14 protein-coding genes are annotated in these 14,498 nt (G+C 53.6%); 11 read left to right on the top strand and 3 right to left on the bottom strand.

The window, feature by feature from the left end:
- Positions 1-167 precede the first annotated feature (167 nt).
- Genes MHH82_RS20075 through MHH82_RS20060 form a run of 4 tightly spaced genes read left to right on the top strand, consistent with a single transcriptional unit; the run spans position 168 to position 4,319 of the window.
- Complete coding sequence (locus MHH82_RS20075) at positions 168-1,220, top strand: LacI family DNA-binding transcriptional regulator (protein ID WP_340967624.1); 1,053 nt, start codon at positions 168-170, stop codon at positions 1,218-1,220.
- A 25-nt stretch (positions 1,221-1,245) separates the two neighbouring features.
- Positions 1,246-2,406 carry a Gfo/Idh/MocA family protein gene (locus MHH82_RS20070; protein WP_213579118.1) on the top strand — a complete coding sequence of 387 codons (1,161 nt, stop codon included), beginning with the start codon at positions 1,246-1,248 and terminating at the stop codon, positions 2,404-2,406.
- A 53-nt stretch (positions 2,407-2,459) separates the two neighbouring features.
- The gene (locus tag MHH82_RS20065; protein ID WP_340967621.1) at positions 2,460-3,191 is read left to right on the top strand and encodes a ThuA domain-containing protein; all 732 of its coding nucleotides are present in this window, start codon (positions 2,460-2,462) and stop codon (positions 3,189-3,191) included.
- Between the two features lie 21 nt (positions 3,192-3,212).
- The gene (locus MHH82_RS20060) at positions 3,213-4,319 is read left to right on the top strand and encodes a Gfo/Idh/MocA family protein (protein WP_015736153.1); all 1,107 of its coding nucleotides are present in this window, start codon (positions 3,213-3,215) and stop codon (positions 4,317-4,319) included.
- Between the two features lie 135 nt (positions 4,320-4,454).
- Here MHH82_RS20060 and MHH82_RS20055 read toward each other — a convergent pair whose 3' ends face one another.
- Complete coding sequence (locus MHH82_RS20055; protein WP_340967620.1) at positions 4,455-5,126, bottom strand: pentapeptide repeat-containing protein; 672 nt, start codon at positions 5,124-5,126, stop codon at positions 4,455-4,457.
- A gap of 88 nt (positions 5,127-5,214) precedes the next feature.
- Positions 5,215-7,047, bottom strand: a complete 1,833-nt coding sequence (locus MHH82_RS20050) for a DUF2334 domain-containing protein (RefSeq protein ID WP_340967618.1) — start codon at positions 7,045-7,047, stop codon at positions 5,215-5,217.
- A gap of 176 nt (positions 7,048-7,223) precedes the next feature.
- Here MHH82_RS20050 and MHH82_RS20045 point away from each other — a divergent pair, with 176 nt between their 5' ends.
- The 3 genes from MHH82_RS20045 (at position 7,224) to MHH82_RS20035 (ending at position 9,384) form a co-directional block, all read left to right on the top strand.
- Entirely contained in the window at positions 7,224-7,751 is a 528-nt protein-coding gene (locus tag MHH82_RS20045) for a GNAT family N-acetyltransferase (protein ID WP_340967617.1), read from the top strand.
- A gap of 105 nt (positions 7,752-7,856) precedes the next feature.
- Complete coding sequence (locus MHH82_RS20040; RefSeq protein ID WP_340967615.1) at positions 7,857-8,942, top strand: redoxin domain-containing protein; 1,086 nt, start codon at positions 7,857-7,859, stop codon at positions 8,940-8,942.
- A gap of 100 nt (positions 8,943-9,042) precedes the next feature.
- Positions 9,043-9,384, top strand: a complete 342-nt coding sequence (locus MHH82_RS20035) for a hypothetical protein (protein WP_036661398.1) — start codon at positions 9,043-9,045, stop codon at positions 9,382-9,384.
- Positions 9,385-9,473: 89 nt separating this feature from the next.
- Here the strand turns inward: MHH82_RS20035 and MHH82_RS20030 are convergent, their stop codons facing one another.
- Positions 9,474-10,367, bottom strand: a complete 894-nt coding sequence (locus MHH82_RS20030) for a hypothetical protein (protein WP_015736148.1) — start codon at positions 10,365-10,367, stop codon at positions 9,474-9,476.
- A gap of 356 nt (positions 10,368-10,723) precedes the next feature.
- On the opposite strand from MHH82_RS20030, the gene MHH82_RS20025 reads away from it, so the two are divergent.
- The 4 genes from MHH82_RS20025 (at position 10,724) to MHH82_RS20010 (ending at position 14,391) form a co-directional block, all read left to right on the top strand.
- Complete coding sequence (locus MHH82_RS20025) at positions 10,724-11,569, top strand: WXG100 family type VII secretion target (RefSeq protein ID WP_340967613.1); 846 nt, start codon at positions 10,724-10,726, stop codon at positions 11,567-11,569.
- A gap of 17 nt (positions 11,570-11,586) precedes the next feature.
- Positions 11,587-11,787 carry a hypothetical protein gene (locus tag MHH82_RS20020; protein ID WP_009593141.1) on the top strand — a complete coding sequence of 67 codons (201 nt, stop codon included), beginning with the start codon at positions 11,587-11,589 and terminating at the stop codon, positions 11,785-11,787.
- 5 nt (positions 11,788-11,792) lie between these two features.
- Entirely contained in the window at positions 11,793-12,119 is a 327-nt protein-coding gene (locus MHH82_RS20015; RefSeq protein ID WP_192571381.1) for a DUF4176 domain-containing protein, read from the top strand.
- 202 nt (positions 12,120-12,321) lie between these two features.
- A complete protein-coding gene (locus MHH82_RS20010) occupies positions 12,322-14,391 on the top strand; it encodes a bifunctional aldolase/short-chain dehydrogenase (RefSeq protein ID WP_340967609.1) in 2,070 nt (689 codons plus the stop codon).
- Positions 14,392-14,498 lie beyond the last annotated feature (107 nt).

Raw genomic sequence — 14,498 nt, 5'->3', positions numbered from 1 at the left:
TAAACGTGTTTAATAAGTCCATGGGGATGATTATTGCACATCCGATAAGACGGTGCAAGAACAATATGTTGGTTTCAAAAAGAATAGGATGAAGGATCGGAAAGCGGTTGACAACAGCCATGCTCCATGAGAAAATGTACGCGCGTACATAAATTGCAGGAGGCTTGATGATTATCGCTAGTCGTAAAGAGGTAGCACAGCTCGCCGGCGTTTCGGAAGCAACGGTATCCCGCGTCCTGAATGGTGTCGGGCCGATCAAGGAGGAGACCAAGCAGCGCGTGCTGGAAGCGGCGGATCGGCTTGGATATACCCCAAGCGCGCTAGCCCGCAGTTTTGCGCGGCGCAGGAGCGGTAATCTTGGCGTCGTTATGCCTTACCTGCCGAAAGCTCGCATATTCTCCGCCTATTATTTTTCGGAGATCCTAAGCGGCATCGGCAGTAAGGCGCTGGAGAGCAAGCATGACCTGCTGATGCTGTTCCGTGAACCCGGCGGTTCGATGGATTACTTGAACCTGTTTCGTACCCAGAAGGTGGATGCCTGCATCATTCTCGGCGCCCGGGACGATGAAGGCGAGCGCGCAGCCATCCAACAGCTGAGTGAAGCGGATCGCCCTTATTGCCTTATTAATCAATACTTTGACGGCGAGGCGTTTCACGTCATGGATGCCGATCATGTGGAAGGCAGCTATCAAGCCGTTCATCACTTGATCGGGCAGGGATTCCGGCAGATTGCTTTTCTTAATGGCCCGCCCCAGTATTCCAACAGTCGCGACCGGCTGAAGGGGTACACCCGGGCGCTGAACGAAGCGGGAATCAAGCCGGATGAATCCTTGCTGTTCGAGGGCAACTTCAGCCGCAAGAGCGGTTATGCCGCAGCCGAGCTAATCGCCGGGAAGCTGGACCGGATTGAAGCGGTGTTTGCGGCCAATGACCGCATGGCGATCGGATTACAGCAGGGCCTGCGCGCGTTAGGTATTGCAGAGGATCGAATGCCTGCCTTTGTCGGTTATGACGACTCGGAGGCTGCAGAGCTCTGCACCCCGCCGCTCACCAGCGTAAGAGTTCCTTTCTATGAACTGGGATATCTTGCAGCAGAGCATGTGCTTCACCTGCTGGACGACTCCGATTCGCCGGACGGCAGCGGATCGAACGCCGCGCTGCATCGGCAGCTGCCTACTCGCCTGGTGGTCCGCGCATCTTCGCTTCATCGAAATCAATGAACCCTTATTCAAGGAGGAATGAAAGATGAAACAATTACGTGTCGGCATGATCGGATATAAATTCATGGGCAAAGCCCACAGCAACGCATATCGAAGCCTTCCGATGTTTTTTCCGAAGGCGCTGAAGCCTGAAATGGTGGCCATCTGCGGCCGCAATGCGTCGGCCGTGCAAGAAGCGGCGGATCAGCTGGGCTGGCGTGAAAGCGTTACCGATTGGAAGCAACTCGTGAATCGGGAGGATATCGATCTGGTCGATATCAATGCTCCAAGCGACGCCCATAAGGAAATTGCGTTGGCCGCGGCGAAGGCCGGCAAGCATATTTTCTGCGAGAAGCCGCTCGCGCTGACCTTGGCCGACGCCAGAGAGATGCTGCAGGCTGCGGAAGATGCGGGGGTCACCCATATGGTCGGATTTAACTACAGATTTTCTCCGGCCGTAAGACTGGCCAAGAAATTGATTGACAGCGGCAGATTGGGCCAGATCTATCACTTCCGTGCCTGGTTTCTGCAGGACTGGATCATGGACCCGCAGTTCCCGCTGGTATGGCGGTTACAGAAGGAAGTGGCCGGCTCCGGCTCGCACGGGGATCTGGGCGCTCACCTGATCGACCTCGCGCATTATCTGGTCGGGGATATGCAGGAAGTAATCGGGATGAGCGAGACCTTCATCAAGGAGCGTCCCATTGCCAGCGAGATGACCGGATTAAGCGCAAAAGGAAGCGAAGGCGGCCCCATGGGCCAAGTTACGGTAGACGACGCTACGTTATTCATGACCCGCTTCGAGAATGGGGCGCTGGGCAGCTTCGAGGCCACGCGGTTTGCCGCGGGACATCGCAGCACCAATTCCTTCGAGATCAACGGCAGCTTGGGCAGCGTGAAATTTGATTTTGAACGGATGAACGAACTGGAGGTTTACTTCACGACCGACGATGAGGACGTTCAGGGCTTCCGCCGGGTACTGGCTACCGATCCCGTACACGATTATATGGAAGCATGGTGGCCGCCGGGGCATACGATCGGCTTCGAACACACCTTTACGCATGAATTTCTTGAGTTGTCGAACGCGATTTCGGAGGGACGGCAGCCGGTGCCTAATTTCGCGGACGGCGTAAAATGCCAAGCCGTCCTGGAAGCCGTGGATAAATCGATCGAAGAACGACGCTGGGTGCAGCTGTCTGAAATGTAATCATAATCATTCGGCCAGGGCTTGGCCGGACACATAAAAAAGGAGTGCTACGCATGAAAAAGGCTTTAATCGTATGGGGCGGCTGGGACGGACACGAACCGGAGCAGGTTGCCGGCATTTTTGCGGAAATGCTTCGGGGCGAGCAGTATGAAGTGGAAGTATCCGACACGCTGGATGCATTTAACGATGCGGAGAAGCTGCAGGCTTTGGATCTGATCGTGCCGGTATGGACGATGGGCGAAATATCGAAGCAGCAAGTGGAGAACGTATCGCTTGCCGTGCAGAAGGGAACCGGCTTGGCCGGCTGCCATGGCGGGATGTGCGATTCTTTCCGCAATAATGTGGACTGGCAGTTCATGACGGGAGGAAACTGGGTTGCGCATCCGGGAAACGACGGAGTGGAGTACCGGGTCGAGATCAAATCCAGCTCCAGTCCGCTTGTGGAAGGGCTGCAGGATTTCACCGTGGCATCCGAGCAGTATTATCTGCATGTGGATCCGGCCGTCGAAGTGCTGGCCACCACCCGTTTTCCGGTTGCGGCAGGACCGCATCTGCTGAACAAAGCGGTTGACATGCCGGTGGCGTGGACGAAGCGCTGGGGATACGGACGGGTGTATTACAATTCGCTAGGTCATCATGCAGATATCGTCGACATGCCGCAGGTGAAGGAAATGATGCGGAGAGGACTGCTGTGGGCCGCCGAGGGCAAGTCATTGTATGCCGGCTCGGACATGAGTTTCTTTACCGAAGGTCAGGGCTACACAGGCATGGGAGACAGCCAATAAAGGCAGAAGGAGACTGGGATCATGAAGAAGGTAAAGGTAGGCATTATCGGCTGCGGTAAAATCAGCGGCATTTATATGGAAAACTGCCACAAGTTCGACATCCTGGAGCTGACGGCCTGTGCGGATATCGATCGAGCCCGTGCCGAGGAACAGGCCGCCAAATATAATATCCCGAATGTTTATACCACCGAGGAGCTGCTCGCGGACCCGGAAATTGAGCTGGTCATTAATCTGACGATTCCTGCCCTTCATGCGCAAATAATGCTGGATGCATTGGAAGCCGGAAAGCATGTGTACGTCGAGAAGCCGCTGGGCGTAACCCGGGAAGAGGGCAGAGCGGTGTTGGACATGGCAGCAGCCAAAGGGCTGCTGGTAGGATGCGCCCCCGAGACATTCCTTGGAGCCGGTATCCAAACGGCCCTGAAGCTGATTGAGGATGGACGTATCGGCAAGCCGATCGCAGCAACCGCATTCATGATGAGCCGCGGACATGAGCATTGGCATCCGGATCCGGAATTTTATTATGCCGCCGGCGGCGGTCCGATGTTTGACATGGGGCCTTACTATCTGACGGCACTGGTCCAATTGCTGGGACCGATCCGCGGTATTAGCGGAATGACCGGCGCTGCGCTCGCGGAGCGGACCATTACCAGCGAGAAGAAGCAAGGGCAGAAGATTAAGGTAGACATTCCTACGCATGTAGCCGGACTTATCGATTTTCAGAATGGAGCCATCGGCACGCTGATTACGAGTTTCGATGTGTTCGGAGGCAGCACGCTTCCTAATATTGAGATTTACGGCACCAAGGGTACGCTTCTCGTTCCGGATCCCAACACCTTCGGCGGGCCGGTAAAATACCGATTGACCGGTGAAACCGAGTGGACGGAAGAACCTCTGCTTCCGGGGTATAACGAGAATACGAGGGGGATCGGCCCTGCGGATATGGCCTACGCCATCCGGAGCGGAAGAGCTCATCGAGCGAGCGGCGAGCTTGCCTATCATGTGCTTGAAGCCATGTGGGGGTTCCATGATGCTTCAGATGACGGCAAACGGTATGAGATGTCCAGCACCTGCGACATCCCGGCACCGCTTCCGCTTGATTTGCCGAAGTACACCCTGGATCAATAATATTGCGTCACATGTTAATAGCGGCTTACCCCAAAGGTCAACTGGACCCGGGGTAAGCCGCTTTACACTGTGTCGGGAACTCTATATCGCACTGGCTAACCTGTCTATTCCGAACTGGAATGGAGCGACAAGAGGTTATTCTTTTACGACAAGACCGAATATTTTCGTTAGCGGAATGGCTTGATGCGGCGATATAATGCATCCTTGAAGATCTTCCAGCGTTGCGCCGATATGGTGGAAGTCCGTTCGGCTTAGATCGATTCCCGCAAGTTTCGTGCCGGAGAACTGCGATTGATCGATCTGGCAGTCCATAAACTCTACCTTGCTTAACTCGGAATGATAAAAATCCGATTTGACGAGCGATGTCGATTGGAAGGATACCTGCTTCATGTTGGCAAACCGGAACGTGGCATAGTCGCCCGTACAATGGTCGAATACGACATTACGGATGGTGGCGGCCGTCAGGTCGAGCCCCAATATTTTGCAATGATTAAATTGTACCCGATACATGATGGCCTCGCTGAGATCCACATTGGACAAGTCGCAGTGATTGAACACGAGGTCCGTCAGTTCGGCATGATGGAGCGTGACGTGCTGGAACGTCACGTTATCGAAGATCATTTGGTCGAACTGAACCTTGTTGGCCGTAACATAGACAAGCGTCTCGTCCTGACAAGCGGATTGAACGAACGAGGATTCGTCGTCAATGCCGGCATCGGACAGGATCACAGGCTCAAGCTGCTTGGGGAGCTTGGGTTTCACGATTTTGATCGGTGCCGCTGAACCGGCCGTATTGGGGGGTGCCATGATTTTTTCCTCCAAACATAGGAATAAGGTTTGAAATATAACTTAACAGAACAAACCGCATAGGTTTGAATAGAAGTATAACATGTACTTATCCCATTGTCCGGTCCCTCGCATTGATGGCGGCGTCCAGGGTTCCGCCGTGCCGATTCGGTGACCATGCCAGCAGACTGACGCGGCTGTTGCCCGATAGATCAGCAAGGAAAGGCGTCGTCTGTTCTCCGGCAGCCCATGGCCCAAAACATTCTTCCTGCCTGCCGAAGGCCGTTCCCGAGCTGTACAGGATGAACCACATCCCTGAAGCAGGTTGAACGAGAACCAAATCTTCCAGCCCGTCTCCATCGACATCCCCTAACACCACGGACAGGGGCGAACCCAAGGGATCCTCGCCGGAATACCAAACGCCGGCATTCCGAAGCCGTGTACCGCTGCTTAGCCAGACCTGACATGCTCCGGAGGCGGAGTTCCACACCACCAGATCATCCAGGCCATCGCCATTTACATCTCCGATGCACGGTATCATATCATTGCTCTGTAAGGAAACCTCATGCTGAAAAAGGGGAGGAGAAAAGCTCCCCCCGGAACTGTAAGCGATGGCGGCTTTACCGGTGACGTCATCCCATAGAAATAAATCATCTCTGCCGTCCCCGTTAAAATCTCCCGTTAAGGATTTCCAATTCAGGACTCCGGGCTCGGACAGCCAAAACCCGTCAGGTGCCAAACGGCTGCTGCCTGCGCCCAAGGCCACATGGCATATCCCAAGCTCTGCATGCCATACTGCCGCATCGATAAAGCCGTCGCCGTCGAAATCGCCTGTCATTGCGGTGCCGCTAGGGGATGGCGGCCAGTCGGCCAATAGCGGACGTATCGAATGTATGCCATTATGGATTCTAAGGGGGGACCGGATCCCAAGATCCAAGGTGTACCATGTGTTGCTGGCCTCGTCCCGAATGATCCATCGGTTCGGGAGCTTGTTTCTTTTGGCGTGCAGAAACTTGGGACGCTTCAAACTCAACCTGTCCGACAGCCGGGTTTCCCTGAAATCCGGTATGAAGGGGAGGATGGAGGTTAAGGATACAAACGATTTACGCTCCCTCTCGAAGAACCGAAGGATCCTTCTGAGCGGCGAGTGTTCGTCATACTGCACGGTGCCGTCATCAAGGAATCGGATATAAGGAAATTCAAGATAAGGGTGGTAAAAGAACGAGGCCAGTTCGCGCTCACCCGTGAAATCTTTTAAAGTCTGTTCCATCTGAGCAACTTCGGCTTCGATGTTATGGCCTGAAACATAATAAAGCGGCGTGGGAACATAGATCGTTCCGTTCGTCAACGGATCGTCCGGGTTGTGCCGGAGCACGGCTGTCTTCGCATTCGGTTCGTCCGGCGGAGATTCGTACAGGACCCCGTTGCAGATCTCGATGATCTGCCGCTGAACCGGCGATGCGGCATAATGCGGCGTCTCGAACCAGGCCGCGGCAAAGCCCGCCGTTTGGAACGCTTGATGCCCCAGCTGAACCCGCCGATAGGCATAGGATTGCTGCAGCTGCAGGAGCGAAGCCACAGCCTCGGGGAGATCATCCGGCGGACAATCGGCGGTGCATTCCGAATATGCGAATTCGAATCCGTCGCCGCTTGCCGATCTCCCGTACTGATGCGTATAGCCGTGAATGCCAAGCGAGGCGCCGAGCGCTGTCATCGTGCGGAGCAGCCGCACAAACCGAAGGGAAGCTTCATCCTGCAGGTCGGCTATCGAACGGTCCGTATGTTGCGCCGGATCAACATATCGGGGAATAGCGGCCAGATGAAAGGGGATTTGCAGCTGGTGCAGGAATTTTGCGATGACAAGCAGCTTTGCTTGTTGTTCTTCCGTCCCGTACCATCCGCCAGGGCCGATATCTTCAAGCCGTATCATTGCTATATTCATGTACAGACCCTCCTTTCACGGGCATCCGAGCGCCATGTGGTATCCGATACATTTTATTTATGCTAGTTGTGGGCTTGGCGTCATCAGGATGAAGCAATCAATGATAAAAAGAGGATCTTCGAGCCTCTCCGCGAATACCAAGAGATCAAGAGAGGAACAGGAGGAAGTGGAAGACCATGCAGATTCGAATTGCAAATGAGCAAGATGCCGAAGGCATTGCTAGCGTACATGTAAACAGCTGGAAAACGACGTACAGGGGGATCGTCGATGATGATTTTTTGCAAAAGCTTTCCGTTGCGGACCGCGTAGAAGGCTGGCGCAGGAAGCTTGCCAATATGCCCGAAGACGAACAGCTACTGGTTATTTCAGACGAACATGGCAAGGTTTACGGGTTTATGTCGTACGGGACGGAGCGAGAGCAGAAGATCTCCCATGAAGGAGAACTCTACGCGATCTATCTCTTGGAAGAAATTCAAGGGCAGGGATGGGGAAAACGGCTATTTGCCAGGTTGAAGGAATTTCTGCAAACGAGAGGATATTCTTCGTTGTCGGTTTGGGTGCTGGTAGGCAATAAAGCCGAGCAATTTTATAGATATATGGGCGCTCAAGAGCTGAAGCAAAAAGAGATTGTCATCGGGGGAAAAAGACATGCCGAATTGGCACTGCTTTGGAGTTCCCTTGACCAAATCCGCTCATCTTCCTGAAGGTCTTCGCTCGGTTTTACATTAATGAGAGAATCCACTATGATGGAGATATACCCCGGCGGGTAACTCGATTTTTGATTTTGCCGCACTATAGGAGGTTCGCATTTGAGTATTATTCCGATAGGTCCGTTGATGATCCGAGCCGATATGGTGATATTTCTGATCTGCGCCGCGGCCGGGTTCGCCGCACTTCGCATTCGTTTGCGCGAGATGCCGCAGCGGGAATGGATCCTGGACACCTATTTATCCGTCATCATCATAGGTTTTCTCTCATGGAAATTCGGGATGCTGGTATTCGATCCGATCCGCACCCTCCAGCATCCGACCTCGCTGATCTACATGACGGGGGGAGTCAGGGGCATATGGCTGGGGGTTGTTCTCGCTATCGTCTACGCTGCACTTCGCTGGAACAGGAAGAGGGGGGAGTCTGGCCTGCTGCTGAAATCGGCGCTGTTATCGGCCTTTGCAAGCGGAACGGCAGGGTATCTCTTTCAGTGGCTGTGGGCGGATGGTGCGAGTGTGACGCCTTTTTTATTCTATGCTCTGATGTTCGGCGTCTTGCTGACGGTCAGCTGGCTTCGCTTTCAGGCACCGCTGCCGCAATTCCTTACGCTGGGATTAGGAAAAAACAGGGCAGTCCTGGTCGTGATGGCAGCTCTCTTCGCGTGGGTCATTTATGACTTCACTTCGAACACGGCCAGCGAGCGGGAAGCAGCCGCACCGCCGCATCAAGAGGGAAGCCAGGAAATCGCAGCGGAAGGTTTGAAGCCTGGGCTTCGCGCGCCGGATTTCACGCTGACCGATTCAGAAGGCCGGGAGATCAAGCTGTCCGATTATCGCGGGCAAACCGTTCTCCTTAATTTTTGGGCCTCCTGGTGTCCCCCTTGCAAGGTCGAAATGCCTTATATGCAGGATTTTTACGAGAAACATCAGGATGAGGATGTTATCATACTGGCCGTCAATATGACCCACCTGGAAAAAAGCATGAGCGAGGTACAGTCTTTTGTTGAGAAGAACGGCATCACCTTTCCCGTCCTGTACGACCAGCATGGTGAGAACACCGGGCGGTACGAGGTGGTGGCTTATCCGACCACCTACGTCATTTCGCCTGGCGGCATCGTATCAGAACGGTTTCAAGGCGCGATCGACGAAGATATCATGGCCAGGGCTTACCGCAAGGCTAGCGATTAAGTAAGGTTAATGGCGGAATTTTGGTTGCGTGGACTTCTATCTCTGCCGCCTTCTCCCCAGGAGGAATATAATACACAAACGCTTGGGAGGGGGAGAAGGATTGCAGCCAATACCAATTTCGGCAGAAGGATGCAAAGGTTACGTCGGTAAAACCGTTTGCGCTGTCATGCATGATGGGACGGAAGTCGTGGGGACGATTCGCGGTGTACATGATCGGGGTCTTGAACTCGAATTTGCGAACCCATCCGCATATATATTGTCCGCCAAAGGGAAAAAGGGCAGAAAATCTTCGAAGTCGACCAAAGGCGGTGCACAAACGTCCGCATTTGGACCGTACGGCTACGGCGGTTTTGGACCGTATGGAGGCTACGGTTTCGCAGGCAATGTGCTTGCTTGGGAAGCCATTGCCTTGTTGTTCCTCATTCCGTTTTTATTTATCTAAACCCACATCAGGATATGGATCAAGGCCAGCAGTTTTCGATGAGACAGTCGGGGAAGGTGCCCCATACTGTCTCTTTTTCTATGTCCATTTTATAAATTTCGCGTGGATTGGGTACGGTTGAAAGGTTCGGCGGATGCATCGGATTGACTGATCAGCCATATCACAGGGGTAAAGGCAACGAGAAAACAGCTGCCCGCCAGAATCGGCAGCAAGGACCATTCCGCCACGGAGTAACCGAGAAGCGTCTGCCATCCGATGGCGATCAGTCCGAATAAATAGGCGAGGCCGCTGATATGGATGATTATCGGTTTGACGGCAGCATTGACGGATTTTCTCATGGACAGCCAGGCCACCAAAGGAATGGCCTGCAGTGCATGAAACCCGAGTCCGTGCAGCCAAATGATATTGCCGCCGATCCCGGTGAAACGACCCGCGTTGATGGAAATCCAGATGCCTGCCGCAAAAGATACCAGCACCGCGATCATGGCATAACGGATGCCGAGACCAAGCTCCGGATGGGCCTCTATTACACGCTTGCGGAAATATTGAGCCCCCAGGATCAGGTAGAACACGATGAGCAGAAGCGCAACGGCAGGAAAAATCGTGGAGATGACATGATCGAAGGATGAACCGTTCCGAACGAACCTCGGATCGACGCCGCGGAAATGTTGTACGGTCTCGGCGAAGTAGGAGAACAACACTAGGGGAATGTAACAGCAGCGGTAGATCGATTGGCTTCGTGGCCGCATGCCGGAAACCGGTAGAACGCTTGCGGTTGATAGGATGAATATTCCCAGGGCCGCGTTGAAGGAAAAGGCTTTGGAGACATCTCCGTCCGGTGAGACAGGTCCGCCATGGAGCAGCACCCATACCCCGCAAATTCCGGCCAGCAAAAAGCCGAGCAGACTCGTCAGCATGAGCCATGTCTCCTGTTTATACAGCCGGTATGCCCCGCTGGCCGCTTCACGTGCAAGTCGGTTCATAATGAATACCCTCTTTCGGAAAGATGAATTGTTTCTAATGTACAAGAGAACGGGAGCTGCTTTAACGGGCTGGGGATGTAATGGGCACCGTACCCCGGGATGATTTCATGGCTGGGCTTAAGCCGGGGATGAGATGGCTGTTTCCGCATGGGGAATGAGGAGGTCAGTGCTTTTTTACTAGATCGGGACCTGATGAAAATGAATCCTTCGCTTGATTGTTCCTTTCCTGTATACCTACTAAAATTGAAAAATGTGGTTATTGCTTGGTAGATCGGTTTAATAGTTTATGGAATTGAAATTTGTTTGTAGACTGCCTGAAGAAGCAGGGCGGCGAGACAGAAGGGGCGTCCGTATTTATGTCCAATCGAATATTAGTTACACCCGAGCAGCTGGAGCAGGTATCCGCGCAATTTGCCCAATCAGGGCAACTTAGCGGCGATTTGGTGCAGCGGCTCCAGCGAAGCATTCACGAAATGGAAGGTCAGTGGGAAGGGATGACCCGCGAGCGGTTTTACGGGGATTATCAGCATGCCAGGACGACGATGCTCAAGTTTGTGGAGTGCTTGCAAACGATATCCGCCGAGCTGAAGCAAATTTCCGTCAAATTCCGTTCCACGGATGAAATGGTGAACGGTGCTGCAGCTGGAGGAGCCGTAGCAGGCGCGGGCATTATGGCCGGGGCGGCAACCGGAGCGGGAATCGCTGCGGCGGCAGGCGCTGCATCCAAGACTTCCGGCGTGGCCGCTAAATCCTCAAGCAACCCGCTGGACGCAGCGCTCAAAGGAGTAGAAGTGGAAGGCAGCGTAATCAAGCACGAAGAGAATGGACTTTATGCCAAAGCAATAACAGGCAGCGCGGGAGCAAGCTTATCCGAAGGAGCGCATGCCAGCGGGGCTGTTGTTGAAGCAGGCTATGCGAATGATCATGTCGAAGGATCGGTTAGCCTGGTGAAGGCCGAAGTCGAGGCGGCGGTCAAGGACGGTACGCTTAGCGTTGGAGCTGAGGCTACATTAAACAAATATGAGGGCGGCGTGAATATTCCGCTTCCTTGGACGGATAAAGAGCTGCACATCGGAGGTTCCGCTTCACTGGGCGTACTCGGCGCATCCGCGGAGGTGGGCAAGAGCGGCTTGAAGTTCCACATCCCGTTGGGACCGGGAGCAAGCCTCGTCGGAGTCGGCGGAGCGATTACGGTAAAATAGAAGGGGGCACACAGCCGATGAGCGACAGACAAAAACGGTTCAAATACATAATGGTGATTATTGCTATCGTCGGCGTTCTGGGCACGGTGATTCCGAATCTGCTGGACACGAGTTACGCGGCAGCGGAAAAAGCCGTCATCTGCCTATCCTTTCTCATTGGCGTACCACTCGTAGTGTCGATTGTCTATTGGATCGGTAAAAAAATAATGAAGGGTTGATCAACATGGAACAGCATGAGCAAACGGAGCAGAAGCTGCTGCCAATCGGATCTGTAGTCAAGTTCAAGGATTGGGACCAGACGCTGATGATCTATGGCCGGATGCAGAACGACTCCAAGACGCTAAAGCGTTGGGATTACGTTGCCTGCTTCTATCCTCACGGAAATCTGACCGCGGATTCCAACATCTTTTTCAACCATAAGGACATCTCGGAAATCGTATTCACGGGTTACGTCAACGAGGATGAAATTGCATTCCGTGATGCATTGTTGGAAGGAATTGCAAAAGCGGATCAAATGGCGGCCGCGGGCTCCGGCTCGGACCATTCATAAATCAAATATAGCAGCTCGGTTCGTAAAGCAGCTCTGACAAGAGCTGTTTTTTTTGTTTGTACGGGATATGCATTGAAAACCAAACAAACAAATACAATATCTTTGTTTATTTTTGAAAATATACTATTCAAAAATAAACGGGCGTGTTAATATGGGAAACAAATGAAAGCAAATTCATATGGTCAATCGGAGGGGAAGCTTCATGGTTCAGAGCTTATGGGAACAATCAAAGGCACAGCAGGCACAAAATACATTGGATGAGCTTGTCTATCGCTCGAATTTGATTGGTGCTGACCGGCGCGTATGCAACTGGGGCGGCGGCAACACATCCAGTAAAACAACGATTCAGGATTTTCGCGGCAACGACGTCGAGGTAATGTACGTGAAAGGCAGCGGATCCGATCTGGCCACCATGAAAGCGGGCAATTTCACAGGCTTGCGCATGGAGGATATCCGGCCGCTGTTCGAACGAGATTCGATGTCGGATGAGGAAATGGTGGCATACCTGGGTCATTGCATGGTAGATGCGAAGCACCCGCGAGCATCCATAGAAACGCTGCTGCACGCGTTCTTGCCGTTTCGGCATGTGGATCATACGCATCCGGATGCCATTATCAGCTTGTGCTGCGCCCATAACGGCAAAGAATTAGCCCGGGAAATTTTCGGCGATCGATTTGTGTGGGTTCCATATGTCCGCCCTGGCTTTACGCTGTCGAAGATGATCGCGGAAGGGGTGCTGGCTAATCCGAACGCCGAGCTTGTGCTTATGGAGAAGCACGGCCTTGTAACCTGGGGCGACACCTCGGAAGCTTGTTACGCACAGACGATTCGCATCATAAGTGAAGCGGAAGCCTTCATTGAAGCCCGAGTGAACAACGACAAGCTGTTCGGCGGCCGGAAGCATGCGCCGCTTGCCGCGGAAATCCGCCGGAGCATCGCTGCGGAAGTGATGCCTGCCGTACGCGGAGCCGTCAGCGACGCGAAGAAAATGATCCTGTCCTTCGATGATCAAGACGATGTGCTGGACTTCGTCGGCGGCATCGATTCGCCGAAGCTGTCCCAAGTAGGCGCCGCTTGTCCGGATCATTTGGTTCATACCAAGGTTGTTCCCCTCTTCATCGATTGGACGCCGAACGCTGAAGATATCGAAGGCCTTAAGGCAAAGCTCATCGAGGGCATTGCGGCATACAAAGCGCAGTATCAAGCCTACTTTGAACGCAACCATCATGAAGGCGACGTCATTTTCGAAGCGGCTCCGCGCGTCATCCTGATTCCCGGAATCGGAATGATCAACACCGGCAAGAGCTGGGCGATGTCGCAAGTCAGCGGCGCCCTGTATCACCGGGCAATCGCGGTCATGCGCGGCGCAACGGCGCTCGGCGACTTCGTATCCCTGAGCGAGAACGAATCCTACAACGTGGAGTATTGGCCGCTGGAGCTGTATAAATTGAGCCTTGCACCGGCCGAAGCGGAGTTTTCGCGGCAGATTGCTTTTATCACCGGGGGAGCCGGGGGGATCGGCAGTGCCGCGGCGCGCAGGCTGGTAGCCGAAGGAGCCCATGTCGTGCTGGCGGACCTAAATCTTGAAGGCGCGCAGCAGGTTGCCGAGGAAATCAATGCAAAGTACGGGGAGAATCGGGCATTTGCTGTTAAAATGGACGTAACCGACGAAGAGGCCGTGCAGCGCGCCTATCGTGAAACCTCCGTAACTTATGGCGGTGTCGATATTATCGTGAACAATGCGGGCCTTGCAACGTCCAGCCCGTTTGACGAGACGTCTCTAAAGGAATGGAACCTGAACATGAACGTGCTGGGCACAGGTTATTTCCTCGTGGCCAGAGAAGCCTTCTCCTTGATGAAGGTACAGGGAATTGGCGGGAGCATGGTGTTTATCGGATCGAAGAACTCCGTTTATGCCGGAAAAAATGTGACCGCATACAGCTCAGCGAAAGCGCTAGAGGCGCATTTGGCCCGCTGCATCGCTGCCGAGGGCGGGGAATACGGCATCCGAGTGAATACGATCCTGCCTGACGCGATATTGCAAGGCTCTGCGATCTGGAACTCGAACTGGAGAAACGAGCGGGCTGCAGCCTACGGGATCGAACCGGATCAGCTGGAAGAGCACTATCGGAAACGCACGACACTGCTCGTGAACATCTATCCGCAGGACATTGCCGAAGGCATTGCTTACTTTGCTTCGTCCAAATCATCGAAGACGACCGGCTGTATGCTGACGATTGACGGGGGAGTACCGGCAGCGTTTACTCGATAATCGAAAGAATGAGTAACCAACCTAACGCAAGGAATCAAGAATTCTTATTAAGATGGGGCGCTGGGTTGATACAACCCGGCTGTCCTCATTCATATGGGAGGATATGC

The sequence above is a fragment of the Bacillus sp. FSL K6-6540 genome, from assembly GCF_038007545.1.
This window is presented reverse-complemented; position numbering and strand designations above follow the sequence as displayed.